Below are 23,147 nucleotides of genomic sequence, written 5' to 3'. Positions count from 1 at the left end.
GCAGGGTGGACAGCTGGGGTCGGAGTTTGCGGAGGCGGTCGTCGGCGCGGACCTGTACGCGGCCGCGGCCGTAGGCGTCGCGGTGTCCCCAGCGGCCGGGGACGTCGAGCAGGGCGAGGTGGCCGATGCCGACGGGCAGGGCGGGGTCGACGACGAGGTGTTCGTCGACGGCTTGCAGGCCGAGCATGGTGCCGAGCAGTAGTAGTGGGGTGCCGGTGGACCAGGCTTGGGGGCTGCAGGCGGTGGGGTAGGGGACGGGGTATTTGGTGACGGCGCGGTCGTAGCCGCAGAAGGCTTCGGGTAGGCGGCCGTTGAAGAATTCGGCGGCGTCGAGGATGCCGGCGGCGACGCGGGCGGCTTCGTTCTTGTAGCCGTAGCGGCGTAGGCCCCAGGCGATGAAGGAGTTGTCGAAGGGCCAGACGGTGCCGACGTGGTAGCCGACGGGGTTGTAGCGTTCTTCGCCTTCGGCGAGGGTGCGGATGCCCCAGCCGGAGTACAGGCGTGGGCCGAGCAGGTGTTCGACGATGTGGTGGGCGCGGCGGCGTTCGACGATGCCGGACCAGAGCAGGTGGCCGATGTTGGAGGACAGGGCGTCGACCTGGGTGCCGTCGGCGTCGAGGGCGAGTGCGTAGTACTTGCGGTCTTCGATCCAGAAGTCGCGGTTGAAGCGGCGTTTGAGGTCGGCGGCTTGTTCGTCGAGCCGGTCGGCGAGGGTGGGGTCGCGCCAGATGGTGCGGGCGAGGCGGGCGGCGCGTTTTTTGGCGTCGTAGGCGTAGCCCTGTAGTTCGCAGGTGGCGCGGGGGAAGCCGGGCAGGCGGCCGTCGGTGTAGGAGATGGAGTCCCAGGAGTCTTTCCAGCACTGGTTTTCCAGGCCGGTGTCGGGGTTGCGGGTCTGGTACCAGACGTAGCCGTCGCCGCGCAGGTCGGCGTACTGGTCGATCCAGTCGAGGGCGGCGCGGGCTTCGTATTCGAGGTCGCGGACGAGTTTGGTGTCGCCGCTCCAGCGTTCGTATTCGTCGAGCAGGATGAGGAACAGGGCGGTGCTGTCGGCGGAGCCGTAGTAGGGGGAGTGGGGGCGTTCTTCGAAGGCGGTGAGTTCGCCGTAGCGCATCTCGTGGAGGATTTTGCCGGGGTCTTCGTCGCGGAAGTCGTCGATGCGGCTGCCTTGGCGGGCGCCGAGTTCGGCGAGTGTGGTGGCGGCCAGCGACGGGGCGTATGGCAGGGCCTGCAGGCTGGTGAGGATGCTGTCGCGGCCGAACATGGTCATGAACCAGGGCAGGCCGGCGGCGGGCAGGGTGCGTTCGCCGGAGGTCATGGGGGCGAAGCGCAGGGCGGCGAGGTCGGTGAGGCTGCGCCGGTAGGTGTGTTTGAGGGGTTCCCAGTCGCATTCGAGTTTCGGGGCGCCGGCGATCCACTCGTCGAGGTCTTCTTCCATGTCCTTGCGGGTGTGCCCGGTCTCGGTGCGGGCGGTGACGCGCTGGTTGGCGGCCCAGCCCCACAGGGAGCAGCGCACGTGCAGTTCGGTGTTCCAGCTGCTGTGCCCGCCGAGGTGGACGGTGAAGGTGACGCCGTCGGCGTCGATGGCGGCGGCGGGGGCGTCGGTGGTCTGGCCGTGGGCGTCGACGTGGGTGGACGCGGCGGTGTTGATGAGGGTTTCGCGGCGGTATGTCTGGCGTTCGTATCCGAGCAGGAGCAGGTTGTCGTCGATGCGGGTGTAGTACTTGCCCTTTTTCTTGAGGTGGTCTTTGACCTCGAACAGGTCGGCGAAGTCGGCGGCGGCGTCGAGTCGCAGGGTGAGGTTCACGGGGGTGGCGCTGTGGTTGAGGATGGTGAGTTCTTCGCGGAATCCGTCGACGACCTCGCGGCGGCGGATGATCGACAGGGTCGCGTCGACGTAGACGGTGCCGGTGCCGGGGACGAGGAAGAAGCGGGTTTCGAAGTAGTGCAGGTCGTCGGTGGACAGCGGGTTGAGGCGGTGGCCGTCGAGGGTGAGGACCCAGCGGGACAGGTAGCGGGTGTCCCAGGAGAACAGGCCGTTGGGTTCGGTGGGTGAGGCGTCGATGTCGCCGGCGGTGTCGCTGACGACGAACGTGTTGCCGTCGAGGGTGCTGACAGAGCCGGTGGTGGTCATTTGTGGTGCCTCCGGGTCGTCGATGCGGGCAGCGGTGGCCGTCCGGGGAACAGCCGTTGGAGCATGACGATGAGGTGTAGTTCGCCTTCGACGTCGATCTGGCCGCGTAGCACTGCGGCCATGGTGTTGACCTGGCCGGTGACCATGCCGTCGAACAGGGCCTTGGCGACGTGTACGACGCAGTCGGCGTGTTCGCTGCCGCGGCTGACTTCGATGTGGCCTTTGTTGATGGTGACGCGCCAGTGTTCGGCGTGGCCGTCGCCGCCGAGGTCGAAGCGGATGGTGCCCGAGGTGGCGCGCAGCAGCGGGTAGCGGCCGTGTTCGCCGAGGCTGTGGAAGTAGTCGGCGGTGGGGTCGGTCACCGCGGCGCTCCGGGGGCTGTGGCGGGTGCGGCGTAGCTGACGCCGAGGCGTCCGGCGAGGTGTTCGCCGACGCGTAGGGCGTTGGCCATGGCGGTGAGTGCCGGGTTGACCGCGCCGATGCTGGGGAAGAAGCTGGTGTCGACGACGTAGAGGTTGTCGAGTTCGTGGGTTTTGCAGTGGGCGTCGAGCACGGATGTGGCGGGGTCGGTGCCGAAGCGGCAGGTGCCGGCTTGGTGGGCGACTCCGGCGATGGGGATGTCGGTCTTCATGTACGCGAACCGGTGGATCAGGTGGTCCTCGTGTAGTTGCATGGTGGACAGCATGGATTTGAGCTGGTGGTAGAGGCGTTTGGCGGCGGTGGGGTTGCTCGGGGTGTAGTCGAGCACGATGTGGCCGTCGCGGCTGACGGTGACGCGGTTGTCGGGCCGGGGCAGGTCTTCGGTGGACAGCCAGAAGTCGACGGCGTGCCGGGCGACGTCGGCCAGGGCCCAGGTGGGGGCGAGTTTCGTGGCGAGGGGTTTCTCGCCGCGGTACATGTCGGGCTCGGATTTGCCGATCATCTGGATGTTGCCCATGGGGTAGTCGAAGTCGGGTCCGCGGAAGTAGAAGTCGTTGAGGCCGAGGGTCTTCTGGAACCGGGTTTCGTTGGGTTCGCGGGACAGGGCGAGCACGGCTTGTGACAGGTGGAACATGTAGTTGCGCCCGACCTGGTCGGAGCTGTTGGCCAGGCCGTGCGGGTGCAGGTCGCTGGCGGACATGAGGAGCAGTTTCGCGGAGTTGGCGGCTCCGGCCGACACGACGACGATGTCGGCGGAGTAGCGTTCCTCGTGGCCTTCGTGGTCGACGACGACCTGGGTGACGGCGGTGCCGGCGAGGTTGGTCTCGAGGCGTACGGCGTGGGCGTGGGTGAGCAGGGTGACGTTGGGCGCCTGCAGCGCGGGCCGGACGGCGAGGGTTTCGGCGTCGGACTTGGCGTGCAGCGGGCAGGGGAAGCCGTCGCAGTGCTGGCACCGCACGCAGATGCTGTAGGGCATGTTCTGCTCGTTGAGGCGTACGCCGACGGGTGCGTGGAAGGGGCGGTAGCCGGCGGCGGCGAGGTCGTCGGACAGCTGCTGGATGCGCGGTTCGTGGTGCAGTGCCGGGTACGGGTACGGCCCGGACGCGGGCGGTTCGGTGGGGTCCTCGCCGCGGTTGCCGTGGACTTCGTAGAGCTGTTCGGCCATGGTGTAGTACGGCTCCATCTCCTCGTAGGAGATGGGCCAGGCGGGTGACGTCCCGTCGTGGTGCTGGAGCTGGCCGAAGTCTTCGCGGCGCAGCCGGTACAGGGCGGCGCCGTAGAGTTTGGTGGCGCCGCCGACGTAGTAGTGGACCTGCGGCTGGAATCCGTTGCCGTGCTTGTCGTACCAGGTGTCCTTGGAGATGTAGCGGTTGTTGACGAAGACTTCGGCGGTGTCCCAGTTCTCGGGTTCGCGGGGCAGCCAGTCGCCGCGTTCGAGCAGCAGGATGCGTTTGCCGGACGGGGCGAGGTAGCGGGCGAGGGTGCCGCCGCCGGCTCCGGTCCCGATGATGATCACGTCGTAGGCGTCCATCAGAGTTCTCCCAACCGCTCCGCGAGAATGATCATCCCGGCGGCTCCGATGAGCGCCAGGTGTGAGAAGGCTTGCGGGAAGTTGCCCAGGTGCCGGCCGGTGTGCGTGTCGAACTCCTCGGCGTACAGGCCCAGCGGCGAGCTGACCCGCAGCAGGCGTTCCATGAGGTCGCGGGCGCGTTGCAGGTCGCCGACGACGGCCAGCGCCGACACGAGCCAGAACGAGCAGATCAGGAAGGTGCCTTCGCGGCCGGTCTGCCCGTCGTCGGTCTGGTCGGTGCGGTAGCGCAGCACGAACCCGTTCTCGGTGAGGTCGTCGGCGATGGCGGCGACGGTCGCCTTGAGGCGTGGGTCGTCGCCGGGCAGGAACCGGAACACGGCCGCGAGCAGGGTCGAGGCGTCGAGGGCATCGGTGGCGTAGTGCTGGCGCAGCACGCCGTCGGCGGTGACGCCGTTGGCGAGGATGTCGGCGCGGATCTGCTCGGCGGTCTGGGCCCAGTCGGTGGCGCGGTCGCCGTCGCCGCGCAGGACGGCGAGTTTCGCGGCGCGGTCCAGTGCCACCCAGCACATGAGTTTGCTGGACACGTAGTGCTGCGGCTCGCCGCGGGCTTCCCAGATGCCCTGGTCGGGTTCGGACCACACCTTGGCGGCGCAGTCGGCCTGGGACACGACCAGGGGCCACAGCCGCCGGGGCAGGCGCTGGCTGCGGCGGGTGTGCAGCAGGATCGTGTCGAGCACGGCGCCGTAGACGTCGTTCTGGCGCTGGCGGTAGGCGGCGTTGCCGATGCGGACCGGTTTCGCGCCGTTGTAGCCGGACAGGTCGTCGATGGTGGTCTCGGGCAGCTCGCGGCGGCCGTCGATGCCGTACATGATCTGCAGGGAGCCGTCTTCGGTGGGTTGCACGTCGGCGATGAACTGCATGAACTCCTCGGCCTCTTCGTCGAGGTCGAGCAGGTGCAGGGCCCGCAGGGTGAAGGTGGAGTCGCGCATCCACGTGTAGCGGTAGTCCCAGTTGCGGGATCCGCCGGGGGTTTCGGGCAGCGAGGTGGTGGCCGCGGCGACGGTCGCGCCGGTGGGGGCGTAGGTGAGGCCTTTGATGGCCAGCGCGGAGCGTTGCAGCGGGTCGCGCCACCGGTGGTCGGGTATGCGGGCCTGGGCCAGCCACAGTCGCCAGAACTCGCAGCTCTGTTCGACTGCGGCGCGGGCCTGGTCGGCGTCGGCGGGGGTGATCAGGCCGGTGGCCCAGGACAGGGCGCAGAACGCGCGCTGTCCGGCGTGCAGGACGTGCCGGGCCCGGACCCGGCCGCCTTCGATGCCCATGGTCAGGTCGGTGGCGAGGCGGACGGTGAGGCCGGCGCCGGTCGCGTCGGCGGCGTGGCGGTCGCCGTCGAGCAGCTGCCATTCGGCGGGCACGCGCCCGTAGTCGAACACGGGTTCGCAGATGAGTTGCAGGCCGACGGTGCCGGCGACGACTTCGGCGGTGCGGACGAGCAGGTGGGTGGCGTCGGTGTCGACGGGTGGGCGGGTGTGCGGGTTGACTTCGTCGTCGGGTGCGGCGGGGCCGAGCACGAGCGCGTCGCGGACGACGAGCCAGCCGGTCTTGGTGCGCCAGGCGGTCTCCAGCACGTTGGTGCCGGGCACGTAGTGGCGGGCGGTGGGGTGGGAGATGCCATAGGGGCCGAACCGGAACATGCCGCTCTCGCGGTCGAGCAGGCTGCCGAAGATGCTGGGCGAGTCGAAGCGGGGCACGCACAGCCAGTCGACGGAGCCGTCGGGGGCGACGAGCGCACCGGTGTGGCAGTCGGACAGGTAGGCGTACTCCTCGATCGGCGGGAACGGCGAGGGCGCCGCTGAGGAGACGTGGCCGGGGCCGGTGTGGGTGGTGGTCATGGCATCTTGCCGGGCGGGTCGGTGTCGACGATCCACGGGCCGCGCCAGCCGTGTCCGGCGACGAGCTGCTCGGCGCCGGCGGGGCCCCAGGTGCCGGGCGCGTACGGCTCGATCGGGGACGGTTTGTCGAGCAGTGGCTGCAGGATGCGCCAGGTCTCCTCGACGCCGTCCTGGCGGGTGAACCGGTTGGCGTCGCCGATCAGGGCGGCGTGCAGCAGCACCTCGTACGGGGTGGGGCCTTCGCCGCCCTCGGTCGCGAACTCCATGTCGAGGGTGATCGGTTCGGGGCCGTCGGCGTCGGCGCGGCGGGCGTCCAGGCGCAGCCGGGTGCCGGTGGTCGGGTCGAGTTTGATGACGAACTGGTCGGGTTCGGGCATGCCGCCGGCGAGCGCGGGCAGGCCGAGCCGGGGTGGGCGTTTGAACACGACCCGGAACTCGGTCTGTGTGGCGGGCAGGCGTTTGCCGGTGCGGATGAAGAACGGCACGCCGGACCAGCGCCAGTTGTCGATCTCGAGTTTCAGGGCGGCGTACGTCTCGGTGGTCGAGCCGGGTTTGACGCCGTCGATGTGCTGGTAGCCGTCGTACTGGCCGCGCACGTAGTCGGCCGGGTCGGCGTCGGCGACCGCGCTCCACAGGGCCACCTGCGCGTTCTTGAGCGCGTCGGGGTGCCGGCCGGCCGGGGGTTCCATGGCCCCGCCGGCCAGGACCTGCATCAGGTGGTTGACGACGACGTCGCGCAGCGCCCCGACGGGGTCGTAGAAGTGGCCGCGGTCCTCGACGCCGAAGTCCTCGGCCATGGTGATCTGCACGCTGTCGACGTGGGCGCGGTTCCAGACCGGTTCCAGCATCGTGTTCGCGAACCGCAGGTACACCAGTTCCTCGGTGCCCATCTTGCCGAGGAAGTGGTCGATGCGGAACAGCTGCGACTCGTCGAGGTACTGGTGCAGCTGTTCGGCCAAGGCCCGGGCCGAGGCCAGGTCGTGGCCGAACGGTTTCTCGACCACGACCCGCCCGCCGCGCACGATCCCGGCTTCGGACAGGCCCTTGACGACGGTCGCGAACAGCGACGGCGGGATCTCCAGGTACGACACGGGTGTTCCCGCGTCGCCGACGGCGGCGGCGACGCGCTGGTACAGCCCGGCGTCGGTGAAGTCGCCGGACAGGTACGACAGGCGGGCCGCGAAGCGGGCGAACACGGCTTCGTCGAGCTGCTCGCCGGCGCCGGTGATGCATTCGCGGGCGTGTTCGCGCAGCTTGTCGACGGTCCAGTCGTCGCCGGCGACGCCGATGACCGGGCAGGTGAGCAGGCCGCGCCGGTCGAGGCGGTACAGCGACCGGAACGTCATCACCTTGGCCAGGTCGCCGGTGATGCCGAAGACGACGAGCACGTCCGCGGGCGCGGGTGTCGCGGGTGCGGTCATGACGCGCTCCTGGCAGTCGTGGCGGGCGGGGTGAGCAGCCGTTGCGGGCAGTGGCCGGGCCGCAGGTAGAACTCCTCGGCCCAGGTGACGAACGCGTTGGTCTCGGCGCGGGCGTCGGCCATCAGGTACGCGTGGATGCCCAGCCATGCCGCGAACGCGATCCGGCCGTGCAGCTCGTGGTGGCGGGCGCCGAGTTCGGCGACCGCCGCGTCCCGGCCGATCATCGCCATGATGCCCTTGTCGTGGTACGCGAACGCGCTGCGCGGCCGCCCGCACGCAGCGGCGATGATGTTGAATCCGACGCAGCGGCCGGCCTGCTGCGCCACCGATGCGAGCTGCGGCAGGGGCAGGCCGTCGGCGCCTGTGATGTTCGCGGCGTCGCCGGCGGCGTACACGTCGGGGTGGCCGTCGACGGTCAGGTCGGGGCGCACGTCGACGCGCCCGCCGCGGCCGGTGCCCACGCCGCAGGCCCCGACGAGCGGCGCGGCGGCGATGCCGCCGCCCCACACGGTCGCCCTGGTCGGCACGGTCGTGCCGTCGTCGAGGGTGACGTGGTCGGCGGAGACCTCGGTCGCGGTGACACCCAGCCGCAGCCGCACCCCGCGGCGCTGCAGCTGCTCGGCGGCGTAGGCCTGCGCGCCGGGCCCGAACGGGCCGAGGACGGCGTGGCCGTGGTCGACGAGCACGACCCGGGAGCGGATCAGGGCGAGTTTCTCGAACTGCCGGGGCAGGATCGTGCCGACCAGCTCGGCGAGCGCGCCCGCGGTCTCGACGCCGGTCGCGCCGCCGCCGACGACCACGAAGGTGATCTCGCCGGCGCTCGCCGGGCCTTCGGCGGCGGCCTCGACGTAGACCTCGCGGAGCCGTTCGCGCAGCCGGAGCGCGTCGTCGAGGGTGTACAGCGGGTACGCGTGCTGGGCGGCGCCGGGCACGCCGAAGAAGTTGGCCTGCGCGCCGGCGGCGAGCACGAGCACGTCGCCGGTGACGGTGCCGCCGTCGGCGAGGGTCACGGTGCGGGTCTGCGGGTCGACGGCGGTGACGTCGGCGGTGCGGACCTCGACGTTGTCGTGCTCGGCGAACATGTCGGCCAGGTCGTAGGACACGTCGGCGGGGTCGATCTCGGCGGTGGCGACCTGGTAGAGCAGCGGCTGGAACTGGTGGTAGCCGTTGCGGTCCAGCAGCGTCACCGAGATGTCGGGCTGGCCGGTGAGCGTCCTGGCGCAGGCGACGCCGGCGAATCCGCCGCCGATGACCACCACGTGGGTGCTGCGCTCGCTCACGCCGCCCATCTTTCCAATATCGGGATTTAGCCGGGCGGTTACCGCTAAACACACATTTCTGGGGCAGGTGCGTTGCGAGCATGGGTGGGTGGTCCACCTGCAGCCGCTCACCCTCGCGCTGGCCCTGACCGCGAGCCTGCTGGCCGGCCCCGGCCCGGCACGGCCCGCCGCCGCGCCCACCCCCGCCCCGGCCCCGGCCCCGTCACCGCTGCCGCAGGGCGACCAGCCGGTGCGGCTCGACCCGGCCGACTTCACCACCCGCGTCGACAACCCGTACCTGCCGCTGCCGGTCGGCGGCCGGTGGAACTACCTCACCGTCGGCCCCGACGGCGACATCCGCACCGAGGTCACCGTGGCCGACGGCCCGACGGTCGCGGGCGTCGCCACGGTCGCGGCCCGTGCGCTGACCACCGACGCCGGCGGCGGCGTCGTGCAGGACCTGACCGGCTGGTACGCCCAGGACAGCACCGGCAACGTGTGGCTGCTCGGCGAGTCCGCCCGCAACTACGTCGACGGCTCCCTGACCGGCGTCGACGGCTGGCGGGCCGGCGCCGAGGGGGCCCAGCCCGGCATCGCGATGGCGGCCCGGCCGGTGGTCGGGCAGCGGTGGCGGATCGGGCACAGCCGCGGCCGCTTCGAGGACTCCGCCCGGGTGCTCGGCGTCGGCGAGCAGGTCAGCGTGGCCGCCGGGGCGTACCGCGACGTGGTGGAACTCGAGCAGACGTCGCCGCTGTCGCGCGGCGTGCGGCTGCACCGCTTCTACGCCCCGCAGGTGGGGCTGGTGCGGTCGGAGACCGGGGCCGCCGACCGCACCGACCTGGTGGCCTACCGCGGGCCCTAGGCCGCGGCCCGAACCCGGGCCATCGTCCGGAAATCGTTGGGAAGCTGCTGCATGACGTGGTCGAACGTCTCGTCGCCGAGGTCCTCGCGCAGGGCCGTCAGCACGCCGCGGACCCCGGCCTCGGTGTCGCGGTCGTTGAGGCCGGTGCGTTCGCGCACCCGCCGCAGCAGTTCCGGCAGGTCGAAGCACTGGATGCGGTCGTTGGGCGGCAGCGAGTCGCGCAGGCCCTCGTGCAGGTGCGCCGCCAGATGCCGGTTCTCGCCGTTGCTCAGCCGCGCGGCCAGGCACTCCAGCGTGGCGCGCGTGGTGTCGGCGGCCTCCTCCACGGTCAGCCCCGACAACTCGGCGACCTTGCGAAAGAACTGCTTGTCTCCCATACGTTCCCTCCCGTACTCGATCCACACGGTCGGGGGTGATCCATCAACACCCTAAGCCCCCATGCCCCCTACACCACCCTTTACACCGTTTCACCCCACCTCTTTCGGGCGCGGATGCGGCGATCGGGGCATCAGCGGCGGCGGAACGGGGCGATCAGGCGGCGGACCATGTCGGCGGCGCCCCAGTCGTCGTCGCCATGGGCGATGATGCTGAGCAGCTCACGCAGGAACATCAGCTCCATCCGGTCGCGCCAGCCGTCGCGCAGCGGCGCGTGCTCGGCGTACGCGTCGAAGAACCGCTCCTTGCCCGGCAGCGGCGGCGAGCACCACAGCATGCCCAGGTCCAGCTCCGCCCAGGCGTAGGACACCGCCGGGTCGATCAGCACCGGCGCGCCGGTGTCGTCGGCGAGCACGTTGCCGGCCCACAGGTCGCCGTGGGTCAGCACCGGCGGCGATGGCGGGACCAGCTCGGGCAGCGCCGCGCACAGCCGCTCCAGCCCCCGCCGGTCGGCAGCGTCGAACGCCTGCTCGACGAGCGGCTCGGGCAGCCAGCGCAGCACCCGGCGCTGCGCGAAGAACGCGTACCCGTCGTCGTGCCAGGTGTTGTCCTGGCGCAGCCGGCCCAGCCACCCGTCACGGTGCCACCCATGCCGCGCGGCCACGGTGCCGGCGTGCAGGGCCGCGACCGCACGGCCCAGCGCCGCCCAGTACGCCCCGTCGTCGCCGCGGGGACGCATCGCCGCCAGGACCAGCACGTCCGGCGACGCCAGCAGCACATCCGGCGTCCGCACGCCGCCCGGCTCACGCAACTCCCGCAAGCCGGCGGCCTCCACCTCGAACAGGTCGCCGACCTGCGAACCGGCCGCGGTGGGCGGCGGCAGGGTCTTGGCGAACACCTGGCCGCCGCCGTCGAGCGTGACCAGGCCCGCGGTCGCGATCACGCCGCCGGTCGCGGGCGTGATCGTCCGGACCGCGTACCCGGCCGCCACCAGCCGGCCGCGGAGCAGCTCCAGCCCGGTCACCAGGTCACGCCGCGGGTGTGCGCCGCACGGTGACGCTGACGAGCCGGTCGCCGTCGAAGTCCAGGGTGGCCCCGTGCAGGTGGCCGAACGCCGGACCCCACACCGCGTGGTCGGCGTCGGGCGCGCAGGCGACCAACCCCGGTTCCAGGGTGCCGCCGTGCCCGACGACCAGCGCCGTCGCGCCGTCGGGCACCCGCGCCAGCGCGGCCAGCCACAGCGCCCGGTTGGCGAGCGCCACGTCGGCGAGCCCCCGGCCGGCGGCGATCAGCTCGGCGTAGGTGACGAAGGGCCGCTCCCAGCGCCACTGGTCGTGGTGGTCGACCTCGCCCGGCACGTAGCCGGACGGCATCTCGGCGGTGTCGTCGACGGCGAAGCCCATCGCCACGGCCGTCTCCATGGCCCGCGGCGACATGCTGGTCAGCACGTAGCCGACTGGGCCGAGCGCCTCCCCGGCGGCCCGGGCCGCGGCGACCCCGTCGCCGGACAGGTGTGAGCCGCGGCCGCGGGCGGCGTCCTTCTTGGTGTACGAGTGGCGGCGCACCTCGAGCCGACGCATCCGGCCAGCGTAGGCGAACCACCCCGCGCACGCAGTCCCTCCTCACCCGCACCGGATCGCTGAAACAGGCGTTGAGCTGCGGCGATCGATGGCATTCTGAGATGTCCACTCCATGCCGGTCGTCGGCGCGGCAGGCCCTGCGGCGACCGGGCGGCGGCCGGAGGCATCCCGTGAAAACCACCCGAAGCACCGCACCAGCCCCAACGGCGCAGGATGAGTACACCGTCGACGTGTTCACCGTCGTCAACGGCGCACCCGTGCAGTGGCGCGTCGACACCCGCACCACGCTGCTGGAGGCGCTGCGCGACTCGTCCGGGCTCACCGGCACCAAACGCGGCTGCGACCAGGGCGCCTGCGGCGCGTGCACGGTGCACGTCGACGGGGCGCGGGTGGTGTCGTGCCTGATGCTCGCCGCGCAGGTCGACGGCCGGCAGGTGACCACCGTCGAAGGGCTCATCGACGAGGAGGGCCGGCTGCACCCGTTGCAGGAGGCGTTCGTGCGCCACGACGCGTTCCAGTGCGGCTTCTGCACTCCCGGGCAGCTCATGTCCGCGGTCTGCCTGCTGCGCGAGGGCCGCGCGGGCAGCGACGCCGAGATCCGCGAATACATGTCGGGCAACCTGTGCCGCTGCGGCGCGTACGACAACATCGTCGCCGCGGTGCGCGAGGCGGCCGGAGGAGGTGCGTGATGCGGGCATTCGTCTACGACCGTCCCGACGCCGTCGACGAGGCCGTCGCCTCGGTCGCCGCCGACCCGCAGGCCGCGTTCCTGGCCGGCGGCACCACCCAGCTGGACCTGATGAAGGACGGCGTGTGGACACCCGACCGCCTCGTCGACATCAGCCGCCTGCCGCTGCGCGGCATCCTGGTCGAGAGCCAGCAGCTCAAGGTCGGCGCGCTGACCACCATGGAGCAGCTCGCCGCCGAACCCGTCGTCGCGCAGCGCCTGACGTTCGTCCGGGAGGCGCTGCTGGCCGGGGCGACGGTGCAGCTGCGCAACATGGCCACCATCGGCGGCAACCTGCTGCAGCGCACCCGCTGCCGCTACTTTCGCGACCCGACCGTGGCCGCCTGCAACCGGCGCAGCCCCGACTCGGGCTGCGCGGCCGTCGACGGCGTCGCCCGCATGCACGCCGTGCTCGGCGTCGACGAGCGCTGCATCGCGCTGCACGCCTCCGACGTGGCCGTTCCGCTACTCGCCGTCGAGGCCTCGGTGCTGGTCAGCGGGCCGAGCGGGCAGCGGCGCATCCCGCTGAGCGAGTTCTGGGTGCGGGCCGACGAGGGCCCGTCCATCGAGAACGTCCTCGGCCACGGCGACCTGATCACCGAGATCGACGTGCCGCTGCTGCCTCAGGGTTGGCGCTCGGGCTACCTGAAGGTCCGCGACCGGGCCTCCTACGAGTTCGCGCTCACCTCGGCCGCGGTCGCGGTGCAGATGGACGGCGACATGATCGCCGACATCCGGATCGGGCTCGGCGGCGTCGGCTCCGTGCCGTGGCGGGCCCGCGAGGCCGAGGAGATGCTGCGCGGCACCCACGTCGACCCGGTGCGCTTCGAGCAGGCCGGGCGGGCCACCATGGCGTCCGCGTTCACGGTGCCCGGCACCGCGTTCAAGGTCGACCTCGCGGTGCGCACGCTCAGCCGGCAGCTGATCACGATGACGGAGGCGACCCGATGACCGCCACGAAGCCCGATCTGGGCACCTGGGTGGGCAAGGGCATCGACCGCGTCGACGGCCCGCACAAGGTCACCGGCACCGCGCCGTACGCCAGCGACGTCACCCTGCCCGGCATGGTGCACGCGGTCGTGGTGACCTCGACCGTCGGCGCGGGCACCATCACGAAGATCGACACCAGTGCGCTGCTGACGCTGCCCGGGGTGCGGGCCGTGTTCACGCACGAGAACTTCCCGCGCCTGAACCCCTCGCCCGACGTCCTGTTCGGCGAGGCCCCGACCGCACCGCTGCAGGACGGCCGGATCACCTTCCACGGCCAGGAGGTCGCCCTGGTCGTCGCGGACACCTCGCAGGAGGCCACCGAAGCCGCCCGGCTCATCGAGATCACCTACGCGGCCGAGGCGCCGCTGCTCGACCCCGCCGCCGGGCAGCCCGAGCCGCTGCCGCTGTCGCCGGACACGTCCCGCGGCGACACCGAGGCCGGCTGGGCCGCCGCCGACGTGCGCATCGGCGCGACCTACCGGACCCCGGAGAACACCAACAACCCGCTCGGCCTGATGGGCTGCGTCGCCGCCTGGGACGGCGACCACCTGGAGATCCATGACACGACGCAGGGCACCATCGCGCTGCGCAAGACCCTGGCCGCAATGTTCGGCGTGCCCGAGTCGGGCGTACGCGTGCGGGTGCCCTACCTCGGCGGCGGGTTCGGCGCCGGGCTCAACCAGTGGCCCTACAAGCTGCTCGCCGCCGGGGCCGCCCGGGAACTCGGCCGTCCCGTCAAGCTCATGCTGACCCGGCCGCAGATGTTCCGGCTAGTCGGGCACCGCCCCGACACCGAGCAGCAGGTGCGCCTGGGCGCGACCCGCGACGGCACACTGACCATGATCGAGCACCGGGCGACGGTGCTGTCGTCGATCGACTTCCTGGCGGTGGGCCTGATCACGAGCGGCACCGGCCATCTGTACGCCTGCCCGAACGTCGCCACGGTCGAGCGCACCGTCCGGCTCAACCGCCGCTACCCGACCTCGATGCGCGCCCCCGGCGAGGCCGAAGGCAACTGGGCGATCGAGACCGCGATGGACGAACTCGCCTACGAACTCGGCATGGACCCGCTCGAACTGCGGCTGCGCAACCTCGCCACCGACCTCGACCCGGCCAGCGGCAAGCCCTGGTCGTCCAACGGGGTGATCGAGTGCTGCCGGGTCGGCGCGGAACTGTTCGGGTGGTCGCGGCGCGACCCGCGGCCCTCGTCGATGCGCGAAGGCGACCTGCTGCTCGGCTGGGGCATGGCCGCCGCCGGATTCTTCGCCTACCTGCCCATGTCCCAGGCCCGCGTCACGGTGTACGCCGACGGCACCGCCGCCGTGCGGTCCGCCGCCACCGACATCGGCACCGGCACGTACACGGTCATCACGCAGCTCGCCGCGGACCTGCTCGGGCTGCACCCGCAGCAGGTCGACTGCCGGCTCGGCGACAGCGACATGCCCGCCAGCGCCCAGTCCGGCGGGTCCGGCCTGGCCTCGTCGCTGTCCAACGCGGTCATCGACGCCGTGTCGCACCTGCAGGGCGAGCTGCTCACCCTGGCCGGCGCGGACTCGCCGCTGCACGGCCTGGGCCCCGACGACGTGGTGTGCCGCGACGGCGCGCTGTGCCGCCGCGACGATCCGTCGGTGCGGGTCCCGATCGCCGACCTGCTCGCCGGGCAGGGGCTGGTGGAGATGTCCGGCGACGGCCGGCTCCGGCCGCCCGACGCGGCGGCGGCCGGCATGGTCCACGCGGGCGCGTACGGGGCCCGGTTCGTCGAGGTCGCCATCGACCCGATGATCGGCCGGCTGCGGGTGCGCCGGGTCGTCAGCGTCACCGACGGCGGCCGCATCCTCAACCGGAAGCTGGCCCGCAGCCAGATCCTCGGCGCGACCGTCGGCGGCATCGGCCAGGCCCTGTTCGAGGACACGCTGACCGACCCCGGCACCGGCCGGGTCGCCAACGGCACCTTCGGCGACTACCTGGTGGCCGTCAGCGCCGACGTGCCCGACGTCGAGGTCGTCTTCGTCGGCGAACCCGACCGCTACACCCCGTCCGGCACGAAGGGCATCGGCGAGATCGGCCTGGTCGGCGTCGCGGCCGCGATCGGCAACGCCGTCCACCACGCCACCGGCCGCCGGATGCGGGACCTGCCCATCACCGTCGACCAGCTCATGATGTGACCCCGGGGGCCCGACGTTTGGGCCCCCGCGGTCGCCGGGTAACCACGAATCATGACAACCAACACCAAAACCACCTGGCGGGCGCACCAGGTCGAGGGCGAGCTGAGCACGGCGGACAAGAACCGCCTGCCCGAATCGGTGTTCGCGTTCCCGGACAAGCGCAAGCTGCCGCTGACCGACGCCGACCACGTGCGCAACGCACTGGCCCGCTTCGACCAGGTCAAGGACGTCAACGACGACGAGCGCGACCTCGCCTTCGCCAACCTGGTCGCCGCCGCCGAGCACTACGACGTGGACGTCGCCGAGACCGGCTGGCGCCAGCTCGGCCGCAAGCCGCACACCGAGAACCCGGCCCACTGAGCCACGCGCCTCGGTTTCGGCCAGACTGCCCGCCGGTGGCACCCGGTTCACGCACTTTCCCCGAAGCTGCAGCACGTGGCGGGTCGGTGCCCGGACAACTGCGGGTGGTCGGTTGTGGACGGTCGCGCGAGTTCGCACCGTTCTGGCATGATCGGCCGCATGGTGCAGCCCTTCCACCCCGGCCCTGTCATGCCCTTCACCGCGTATCCGATGCCCGTGCCCGTGCCGGAGGGGCACGGTGTGCTGGTCGTGAGCTTCAACCGCGGCCCCTACATCGTCTCGGCGGCGTCCACGTCCAAGCTCAAGATCGACGGTCGGCAGGTGCCGTTCGGCGGTGAGGGCACCTACCACGTCGTGGTCCCGGCCGGGCCGCACGAGGTGAAGGTGACCGACCCGTTCGGCATGCCGATGATCAAGACGAGGCTGACCGTGCACCCCGGCGCGGGACACCAGCTCGCGTTCCGGTTCGGCGGGTGGCGCAACCGGGTCCACGACGGCCAGGGCGTCGACGTCACCACGTTCGGCATGTGGTCGAACTACGCCATGATGCTCGTCGTGCTCCCGGCCGTCTTCATCCTGTGCTGCGGTGGCGCCGCCCTGATCTCCGCGCTGGGCTCGACGTCGTCGTAGTCGCAGCTCAGACCGCGGTGAGCAGGTCCGCGAGGTCGGGCAGGTCGACGGCGGCCTCGCCGAGCGGCTGCAGCGGCGTGACGGTGGCATACCCGTCGGCCAGCAGCGCCATGTCGGTGCCCGGCTCCAGGTGCGCGCCTGAGTCCTCCAGGGCGGTGCGCACGAAGCCGCTGCCGCGCTCGGCGATGCGCATCTGCACCTGGCCGAACCGGCCGAACCGGGCCCGGCACAGCCCGCGGACCTGATCGGCGGGCAGGTCGGGCACGTTCAGGTTGAGCACCGTCGACTGCGGCAGCCCGTCCAGCAACGACAGCAGCGCGACCGCGTACACGGCTGCGGTGTCCCAGTGCCGGTCGTCGTCGGTCAGGTCCCCGTCGGCGAGATCGAGGGACACGGCCAGGCCCTGGCAGCCGTAGGCGGCCCCGGTCAGCGCCGCGCCGACGGTGCCGGAGTGCAGCACCGCGGGGCCGGCGTTCGCGCCGCGGTTGATGCCCGACAACACCACCTCGGGCGGGTCCCCGAAAGCGCCCCGGGTCGCGATCAGCGCCGCCATCGCCGGGGTCCCGGTCACGGCGTACGCGGGCACCCCGTCGAGGTCGGGCAGCTTACGTTCCTCCACGATGATCCGGCCGTCCTGCGCGACGGCGCTGATCGCGGCGCTCGCGCCACTGGAGTCGCGGGCCGGCGCCGCCACCACCACGTCGAAGCCCGCCTTGGCCGCGGCGAGCGCGAGCCGGTGCAGGCCGGGGGCCTCGATGCCGTCGTCGTTGGTGATCAGGACCCGGGTCATGAATGCTTCACCTTCTCTGCGAGCTGTTCGGGAGACGTGTGGCCGCCGCCGCGTTGGCCGCCGCCGGAGCCCGGCGGGGGAGCGCCGTCGTTCGCGCCGGGCAGCGCGGTCAGCTTGACCCTGGTGGTGAACTGGGAGATCACGTCGGCGCGGCCGGTGCCCAGCCCGTGCCGGGTGACGTTGAGCGCGCCCGCGGCGGCGCCGGTGCGTACGGCCTCGTCGAGGTCGCGGCCGCGGGCCAGCATCGCGACGACGCCGGCGGTCATCGAGTCGCCCGCGCCGCGGTGGTCGGCGGGTTCGAGGCGGGGCAGCTCGACCTGGCGCACCTCGTCGTCGATGAGCACGAGCGCGGGATGCTCGGCGCGGCTGAGCACGACGGCGGCGGCGCCCTCCTCGCGCAGCCGGTGCATGGCCGCGACCAGGCCGGCGATGGTGTCCTCGGTGGCGCGGCCGTCGCGCAGCACCTCCTCGTGGGACACCTTGAGCACGTCGACGCCGCCCTCCAGGACGGCGGTCAGGTAGTCGCCGGACAGGTCCGCGACGACCTTGGTGCCGTTGCGGCGCAGGTCGCCGGCGAGCCGCCGGTACACGTCGGGGGGCAGCACCTGCGGGTCGGCGACGCCGGCCAGCATCGCGACCTCGGCGCGCAGGCCCTCGGCGAGCGCGACGTTGTAGAGCTCGTCCTGGTCGTGGCGGCTCAGCGGCTGCCCGGGGGCCTGGGCGATCTCGGTGCGCTCGCCGTCGCGGCGGTCGTGCACGTAGGCCCCGTTGCGGGCGGAGACGTCGATCGCGCCGACCTCCAGGCCCTCGTCGAGGATGAGGTTGCGCACCACCCGGCCGGTCTCGTCGCCGAACGCGGAGCACAGCACGACCCGTACGCCCAGGGATTTGATCATCCGAGCTACCCAGACGCCCTGCCCGCCGGCGTGCAGGTGGATCTCCTCCTCGTCGCCGACCTGCTCGATGGTGACGGTGAGCTGCGGGGACGGTGAGAACACCATGACTGATTCCGGCATGATCAGCGCTTACCCCGGCGGCCCGGAACTCAATCCTGCGCCGCCGGGCCTTCGATCAGGTGTGCGAAGGGGTGAAGGCCTGCCCGGCCTGGCGCAGCAGCGGCACCAGATCGCGCGGCGAGCCGACGATGACGTCCATCATGGCGGCGACCTGGTCGCCGGTCTCGGGGTTGGACACCCCGACCCGGAACACCTCGAAGCCGCGGTCGGCCTTGGCGCGGTCGGCCAGCGCGGTGAGCGCGGGCAGGTCGCCCAGGTCGTCGCCGAAGTACCAGACGCAGTCGAGGTCGCGGGTGGCGCTGCGCACGACGCCGCCCTTGTCGCGGCGGATGGGCGGCTTGAGTTCGAGGACCATGCGGCCGGGCAGCGGCGCCAGGCCGTACTCGGCGGCCCGGTCGCCGCCCCAGCGTTCGACCTGGGCGCGCAGGTGGGGGGCGGTGCGGTAGTGCAGGGCGACCGACAGCCGCTTGTCCTCGACCAGGATGTCGGGGTCCAGTTCGGCGACCGCGCGTTTGGCCACGTCGGCGACCGCGGAGATCCACGGCACGACCTCCGGGTCGGTCCACAGGGTGCCGTGCTCGTCGAGGGACTCCATGCCGTAGAGGCCGTACAGGCGCACCGGCAGGCCGCCGAAGTGCTTGCGCAGGAACTCGACGGGGCGTCCGGACACGACCGCGACGGTGCGGATGTGCTCGGCGATCTCGGCGACGGCCGCGACGACGCCCGGCACCGGCTCGACGCCGGCCGGGTCGTCGCGGATCTCGGACAGGGTTCCGTCGAAGTCGAAGAAGAAACCGCAGTTTTGACGTCTTTCGGCTGCTATACGTAGTGCGTCAGTGACGCTCTGCGATTCGATCACTTGCCTACTCTAGGCCACCGGTGACCGCGGGATCACGTGAAGTACACGATCATTCGTGTCCAGCCGGTGTAGGGTGTGCGACTCGGTCACGTCCGGGGTCTCCCACTTGCCGATCAGCTTATCGATCACCGCGTTCGGCACCGGCGCCGGCCTGGCCGCGTTGCGCGCCCGCAGCACCGGCCCGGGCGCCTCCAGCGCGACCAGCTCCACCCGTGCCCCGTACGCCGCGGCCAGCCCGATGCAGATCTCGCGGTGCTGGCGCGACACGTTCGTCGCGTTCCACACGAACGCCCGCCCCGCCCGCAGGTGCCCGCGTGCCAGCTCGTGCGCCGCCGCGGCGACCGCCCGCTGGTCGCCGGCCGGATCCACGCCCGACCGCGCCCGGATCGCGTCCAGGCTGACCACGGGCAGGCCGGGCCGGTGCGCGGCCAGCCAGGTGTCCTTGCCCGTCCCCGGCAGCCCCGACAGCACCGTCACGGTCAGCCGGGTGTCGTCGTAGGCCGCGTACCGCGGGTCGCGGCCCGGGGTGCGGAAATACATGAACCGGGCGTGATCCGACGTGAACTGCCACGGCCGGTCCAGCACCCCCAGGTCTGCGCAGTACTCCTGGAACAGCCCGATGTTCTCCAACACCGTGTCCGCGTCCGCGCAGACCCGGCCGACGATGTCGGCGGTGGCCAGCAGCGCCAGGTCGTCGTTGCGTGCCGTCAGCGACACCCGCAGCACGAGCTGCTCCAGGTCCGGGCGCTCCAGGGCCCAGAACGGCACCTGGTGGTGGCGCACCAGCGCCGCCACGTGCTCGCGGTCGTCGATCGGCGTGCCCAGCTCCCACAGCACCCGCCGGGCGGTCAGCTCGCCGCGCCGGGAGTGCCCGTGCGCGGTGACCCGCTCGCCGTCGTGCCGGGTGCAGTCGGGTTTGGCCACGTCGTGCAGCAGCACCGCGGCGAACAGCCGCACCTGCTCGGCCCGCGGCCGCGCCCGCCACTGCGGCAGCGACACCAGCGCCTGCGCGGCCAACCGGGTGTGCGTGAGCACGTCACCCTCGGCATGGTGGACCGGGTCCTGCGCCACCCCGGCCAGCCGGCGGATCCAGGCGAACTCCCGCTCGACCGCGGCCCAGTCCAGCGCAAACCCCGGCCCGGCCGGGCAGAGCCGCTCAAAGGCCTGCATAGAGCACCCCGGGGTCGGCCAGGCGGTTGGCCACGATGGGCCGGTCCGCCCAGTGCGAGCCGGAGTCCAGCACCGCGGTCAGGAAGCTGTGCCGCACCCACTTGTAGCGCTCCACCACCCGGCCGCCCTCCTCGACCTTGAGGTAGAGCCCTTCCATCTCGTCGGACCGGTCGCTTTCGGCGGCGGCCCGCTCCGGGTCGACCCCGGCCTCCGCGGCCGCGTCGGCCAGGCTGTCCCGCCACCCGGGCGTACGGCACACCGACGCCCCCACCAGCCCCGTCAGCTGCTCCAGCCGCTCGAACCGCCCCGCCGCGAGCACCGGCACGCTGTGCACCGGCAGCCCGGCCAGCAGCTCCCGCCGCCGCGGCGTGTCCAGGAACTCGCCCGTCGCCGTGTCCAGCACGTCGAACTCGCAGAAGTAGTGCGGCAGCGCGTCGTAGAAGACGGTGTGCTTGGCGTACATCCACTCGCCGTAGCAGACGTAGCGGTCGGACAGCCGTTCCCACAGCAGCGGCGCGACGGTGGCCGCCCACGACTTGAGCACCGCGAACTGCCGCTCCCGCGGCCCGCCGGACAGGTGGTGCCCGCGCGACTGCAGCCGCAGCGCGCCGTCGGCGGTGAAGCTGATGCCCGCGTTCGCGCCGTCCAGCTTCTCCTCGGCGACCAGGTGGCGTCCGCGGACACGCGCGAACGGCACCTGGGCCAGGTCCTCGTCGCCCGGCTGCAGGCGCGATCCGGCCAGATGCGGCGTCCGCGGATACTTCACGATCACGCCGTCTGTTGTAGCCGCCCCGGGCCTGCGCAAGCCAATGGATTATCGCTGTGATGGCCCTATCAGAGATCGGGCGCTAGTCTATTGGGCATGGGTGAGACCAAGAGCTTCTACCTGGCCGACGACGTCGTCGCGTACCTCAAGACACACGAGAACGCCTCCGCCGAGGTGAACCGCCTGGTCCGGCGCAAGATCGCCCAGGATGCGGAGGCCGAGGCCTACCAGCGCCACCACGGCGTGCCGCTGACCGAGGAGCGCCGCCGCCGCGCCCGCCTGTGGGCCCGTGAGCAGCTCGACGACGCCGCCCGGCGCGCCGAGCACGGCAGCGCCGACCGTGACGAACTGCGCCGCCGCATGGGCTGGGCGGCGTGACCGAACCCGGCGACGGCATCGCCCCGATCCGCCTCATCCTCGACGCGTCCGCGATCTGCGCGTTCGGTGCGCACGAGACCGTCGGCGAGATCATCGGCGAGTTCGGCGACGAGGGCGAACTTTTCGCCGTCACCTCGGCGTCCCTGGCTGAGGCGCTGGCCCGCGGCGCCGACGCCCACCTCGTCGACGTGCTGCGCACCAACGACAACTGCATCGTGGTCGAGTCCACCGCCGACTGGCGCAGCCTGGGCAGGTTCATGGACCTCACCCGCCCCGACCCGGACCGCCTGCACGAACTCGCCGACTCCGACCTGACCATGCTCGCGGTGCGCACCGACGCCTACATCCTCACCGACCGGCCCGAGCGCTACACCGCGATCGTCGCCTCGGTCACCACCATCCAGCTGGAGAAACCCTGGTCCTGACAGCCGTTGCCGCACCGTCGGGACAGGCCTGTCCAAAGCCGCCCGGGACCGGTATCGCGGAGAGGATTAAAGGCCGCGCGAGTGGGTAGTCGCCCGCCATGACGGCGACCGGAATCCTGAGCGCAATCCTCATCGGAATCGTGATCGGCACCCTCGGCCGGCTGGTTCTCCCCGGCCGCCAGAACATCGGAGTCATCGCCACCTTCGTGGTGGGCATCCTCGCCGCGCTGGCAGGCACCTGGGTCTCGCGCCAGCTGGGCTGGGAGAGCAGGTGGCCGGCCCGGCTGGACTGGGACTGGGCCGGCTGGCACTTCACCTGGAGCTGGTCGGAGCTGCTGGTGCAGGTGGTCTGCGCGGTCGTCGGCATCATCATCGCGATGGCCCTGACCCGCACCTTCATAGCCGACGAAGGCGGCCGCCCCGTACGCCGCCGCCGCCGCAACACCACCACCTGACCACTGCACCGCAAGCCCTCCGTGGGGGTAGGGAAAGGAAGGGCACCTTCACATCGCCACGCGTTGCAGAAGGTGCCCTTCCTAACGCTTGCGGGTCTTCGACGTGCCGGTGAAGCGGCCGCCGCGGTGCGCTTTGGCGGGTTCGGCGCGCGGCCTGGGGACCTCGGCGCCCCCGCCGGCCGCGGGCCGTTCCCGGCTCTGCCGCCCCGGTGGCATCACCCCGAACCACTGCCCGACGGCGAACGCGAGCACGACGATGTACCCGGTCGCCCAGGCCGCGTCCAGGTGATCGCCGCGCCCCAGCGCCGGACCGGCGAGCAGCGCCACCACCATGACGATGACCGTCAGCAGCCGCCACCACGACAGGTCGTGGGCCGCGGACGTCCGGCCCAGCGGGGTCAGCACCACGCCCCAGGGCCGGCGGCGCAGCGTGAAGCTCGACGGCCAGATCCGGCCGTGGCCCTCGACGTCCAACACGGCGACGCCCGCCCGGCGGTGCACCAGCACCCGCTGCTCGCCGGTCGACGCGCGCAGCCACCGCTCCCACACCACGCGCTGGTGCAGTTGCGGGGCGCTGCCGCGGCGCAGCACCGCCCACACGGCGTAGCCCGCCGGGGTGGTGTCGAAGTCCGCGTCGCGGCCGATCGCGTCGGCGGCCCGGACCGCCCGCCCGCGCTGCCCCGCCTGCGGGCTCTGCGCCAGATGCAGGGTCAGCCGGGCCGGCCACGGCGGCGCGCCGGCTGCCAGCATCCACTGCCCGAGCCGGATCGCCCACGCCAGTGCGAGCAGCAGCCCGAGGGGCACCAGCAGCGCGGCGTACCCGACCGGCCCGGTCCGGTACAGGAACGGCGCGGCGGCGGACAGCCCGAGCAGCGCCACGACGGTGGCCGTGACACGGTAGGGGGCGGAGATCGGTCTGATCACGACCGCACGGTAACGCGGCCGTCA

General features: G+C 72.1%; 23 protein-coding genes and 1 pseudogene. 9 read left to right on the top strand and 15 right to left on the bottom strand.

Annotated features, from left to right (window positions below; genetic code table 11):
* Positions 1 to 46 precede the first annotated feature (46 nt).
* The 6 genes and pseudogenes from F9C41_RS03465 to F9C41_RS03440 all read right to left on the bottom strand — a co-directional run.
* Positions 47 to 2,131 (bottom strand): annotated as a pseudogene (locus F9C41_RS03465) (amylo-alpha-1,6-glucosidase); the annotation flags it as partial.
* A complete protein-coding gene (locus tag F9C41_RS03460) occupies positions 2,128 to 2,493 on the bottom strand; it encodes an SCP2 sterol-binding domain-containing protein (protein ID WP_155385070.1) in 366 nt (121 codons plus the stop codon). The gene F9C41_RS03460 and the pseudogene F9C41_RS03465, both read right to left, overlap by 4 nt.
* Positions 2,490 to 4,082 (bottom strand): GMC family oxidoreductase, encoded by a 1,593-nt coding sequence (locus F9C41_RS03455; protein ID WP_155385069.1) that lies wholly within the window; start codon positions 4,080 to 4,082, stop codon positions 2,490 to 2,492. Before F9C41_RS03455 ends, F9C41_RS03460 begins: the two co-directional genes overlap by 4 nt.
* Positions 4,082 to 5,971 (bottom strand): glycoside hydrolase family 15 protein, encoded by a 1,890-nt coding sequence (locus F9C41_RS03450; RefSeq protein ID WP_155385068.1) that lies wholly within the window; start codon positions 5,969 to 5,971, stop codon positions 4,082 to 4,084. The genes F9C41_RS03455 and F9C41_RS03450 overlap by 1 nt, the downstream gene beginning before the upstream one ends.
* Entirely contained in the window at positions 5,968 to 7,392 is a 1,425-nt protein-coding gene (locus F9C41_RS03445; RefSeq protein ID WP_155385067.1) for a glucose-6-phosphate dehydrogenase, read from the bottom strand. The genes F9C41_RS03450 and F9C41_RS03445 overlap by 4 nt, the downstream gene beginning before the upstream one ends.
* Positions 7,389 to 8,681 carry an NAD(P)/FAD-dependent oxidoreductase gene (locus tag F9C41_RS03440; protein ID WP_155385066.1) on the bottom strand — a complete coding sequence of 431 codons (1,293 nt, stop codon included), beginning with the start codon at positions 8,679 to 8,681 and terminating at the stop codon, positions 7,389 to 7,391. The genes F9C41_RS03445 and F9C41_RS03440 overlap by 4 nt, the downstream gene beginning before the upstream one ends.
* Before the next feature lie 79 nt (positions 8,682 to 8,760).
* Between F9C41_RS03440 and F9C41_RS03435 the strand changes: the two genes are divergently transcribed.
* Positions 8,761 to 9,513, top strand: coding sequence for a hypothetical protein (locus tag F9C41_RS03435; protein ID WP_155385065.1), 753 nt, complete (start codon positions 8,761 to 8,763; stop codon positions 9,511 to 9,513).
* Here F9C41_RS03435 and F9C41_RS03430 read toward each other — a convergent pair.
* From F9C41_RS03430 to F9C41_RS03420, 3 genes are all read right to left on the bottom strand, one after another.
* Positions 9,510 to 9,890, bottom strand: a complete 381-nt coding sequence (locus F9C41_RS03430) for a DUF2267 domain-containing protein (RefSeq protein WP_155385064.1) — start codon at positions 9,888 to 9,890, stop codon at positions 9,510 to 9,512. The genes F9C41_RS03435 and F9C41_RS03430 overlap by 4 nt on opposite strands.
* A 131-nt stretch (positions 9,891 to 10,021) precedes the next feature.
* Positions 10,022 to 10,912 (bottom strand): fructosamine kinase family protein, encoded by an 891-nt coding sequence (locus F9C41_RS03425; protein ID WP_230689261.1) that lies wholly within the window; start codon positions 10,910 to 10,912, stop codon positions 10,022 to 10,024.
* A gap of 4 nt (positions 10,913 to 10,916) precedes the next feature.
* Positions 10,917 to 11,468 (bottom strand): phosphoglycerate mutase family protein, encoded by a 552-nt coding sequence (locus tag F9C41_RS03420; RefSeq protein WP_155385063.1) that lies wholly within the window; start codon positions 11,466 to 11,468, stop codon positions 10,917 to 10,919.
* A 170-nt stretch (positions 11,469 to 11,638) separates the two neighbouring features.
* On the opposite strand from F9C41_RS03420, the gene F9C41_RS03415 reads away from it, so the two are divergent.
* The 5 genes from F9C41_RS03415 to F9C41_RS03395 all read left to right on the top strand — a co-directional run bounded on the left by F9C41_RS03415 (position 11,639) and on the right by F9C41_RS03395 (position 16,340).
* Positions 11,639 to 12,157 (top strand): (2Fe-2S)-binding protein, encoded by a 519-nt coding sequence (locus F9C41_RS03415; protein WP_407924660.1) that lies wholly within the window; start codon positions 11,639 to 11,641, stop codon positions 12,155 to 12,157.
* Positions 12,157 to 13,146, top strand: coding sequence for an FAD binding domain-containing protein (locus F9C41_RS03410; RefSeq protein ID WP_155385061.1), 990 nt, complete (start codon positions 12,157 to 12,159; stop codon positions 13,144 to 13,146). Before F9C41_RS03415 ends, F9C41_RS03410 begins: the two co-directional genes overlap by 1 nt.
* Complete coding sequence (locus tag F9C41_RS03405; RefSeq protein ID WP_155385060.1) at positions 13,143 to 15,350, top strand: xanthine dehydrogenase family protein molybdopterin-binding subunit; 2,208 nt, start codon at positions 13,143 to 13,145, stop codon at positions 15,348 to 15,350. Before F9C41_RS03410 ends, F9C41_RS03405 begins: the two co-directional genes overlap by 4 nt.
* Before the next feature lie 51 nt (positions 15,351 to 15,401).
* Positions 15,402 to 15,710, top strand: a complete 309-nt coding sequence (locus F9C41_RS03400) for a DUF6582 domain-containing protein (protein WP_155385059.1) — start codon at positions 15,402 to 15,404, stop codon at positions 15,708 to 15,710.
* A 159-nt stretch (positions 15,711 to 15,869) separates the two neighbouring features.
* On the top strand, positions 15,870 to 16,340 hold the full coding sequence (locus F9C41_RS03395) for a hypothetical protein (protein WP_230689260.1): 471 nt from the start codon (positions 15,870 to 15,872) through the stop codon (positions 16,338 to 16,340).
* 7 nt (positions 16,341 to 16,347) lie between these two features.
* Here F9C41_RS03395 and surE read toward each other — a convergent pair whose 3' ends face one another.
* The 5 genes from surE to F9C41_RS03370 are packed head-to-tail and all read right to left on the bottom strand — an operon-like array spanning position 16,348 to position 20,947.
* Positions 16,348 to 17,130 (bottom strand): 5'/3'-nucleotidase SurE, encoded by a 783-nt coding sequence (surE, locus tag F9C41_RS03390; RefSeq protein ID WP_155385057.1) that lies wholly within the window; start codon positions 17,128 to 17,130, stop codon positions 16,348 to 16,350.
* Positions 17,127 to 18,146, bottom strand: coding sequence for a 1-phosphofructokinase family hexose kinase (locus F9C41_RS03385; protein WP_230689259.1), 1,020 nt, complete (start codon positions 18,144 to 18,146; stop codon positions 17,127 to 17,129). The genes surE and F9C41_RS03385 overlap by 4 nt, the downstream gene beginning before the upstream one ends.
* 55 nt (positions 18,147 to 18,201) lie before the next feature.
* The gene (gene otsB / locus F9C41_RS03380) at positions 18,202 to 19,005 is read right to left on the bottom strand and encodes a trehalose-phosphatase (RefSeq protein WP_230689258.1); all 804 of its coding nucleotides are present in this window, start codon (positions 19,003 to 19,005) and stop codon (positions 18,202 to 18,204) included.
* Positions 19,006 to 19,014: 9 nt separating this feature from the next.
* Positions 19,015 to 20,175 carry an AAA family ATPase gene (locus tag F9C41_RS03375; protein ID WP_155385056.1) on the bottom strand — a complete coding sequence of 387 codons (1,161 nt, stop codon included), beginning with the start codon at positions 20,173 to 20,175 and terminating at the stop codon, positions 19,015 to 19,017.
* Positions 20,162 to 20,947: an RNA ligase family protein gene (locus F9C41_RS03370; RefSeq protein ID WP_155385055.1), complete on the bottom strand. Its 786-nt coding sequence runs from the start codon at positions 20,945 to 20,947 to the stop codon at positions 20,162 to 20,164. Before F9C41_RS03370 ends, F9C41_RS03375 begins: the two co-directional genes overlap by 14 nt.
* Positions 20,948 to 21,037: 90 nt before the next feature.
* Between F9C41_RS03370 and F9C41_RS03365 the strand changes: the two genes are divergently transcribed.
* From F9C41_RS03365 to F9C41_RS03355, 3 genes are all read left to right on the top strand, one after another.
* On the top strand, positions 21,038 to 21,319 hold the full coding sequence (locus F9C41_RS03365; RefSeq protein ID WP_147433152.1) for a hypothetical protein: 282 nt from the start codon (positions 21,038 to 21,040) through the stop codon (positions 21,317 to 21,319).
* Positions 21,316 to 21,744, top strand: coding sequence for a hypothetical protein (locus F9C41_RS03360; protein ID WP_155385054.1), 429 nt, complete (start codon positions 21,316 to 21,318; stop codon positions 21,742 to 21,744). The genes F9C41_RS03365 and F9C41_RS03360 overlap by 4 nt, the downstream gene beginning before the upstream one ends.
* 98 nt (positions 21,745 to 21,842) lie before the next feature.
* Entirely contained in the window at positions 21,843 to 22,199 is a 357-nt protein-coding gene (locus F9C41_RS03355; protein WP_230689257.1) for a GlsB/YeaQ/YmgE family stress response membrane protein, read from the top strand.
* Between the two features lie 81 nt (positions 22,200 to 22,280).
* Here the strand turns inward: F9C41_RS03355 and F9C41_RS03350 are convergent, their stop codons facing one another.
* Positions 22,281 to 23,123, bottom strand: a complete 843-nt coding sequence (locus F9C41_RS03350) for a hypothetical protein (RefSeq protein WP_155385053.1) — start codon at positions 23,121 to 23,123, stop codon at positions 22,281 to 22,283.
* Positions 23,124 to 23,147: the final 24 nt, after the last annotated feature.

This window comes from Catellatospora paridis, from assembly GCF_009720365.1.
Taxonomy (GTDB): Bacteria; Actinomycetota; Actinomycetes; order Mycobacteriales; family Micromonosporaceae; genus Catellatospora; species Catellatospora paridis.
This window is presented reverse-complemented; position numbering and strand designations above follow the sequence as displayed.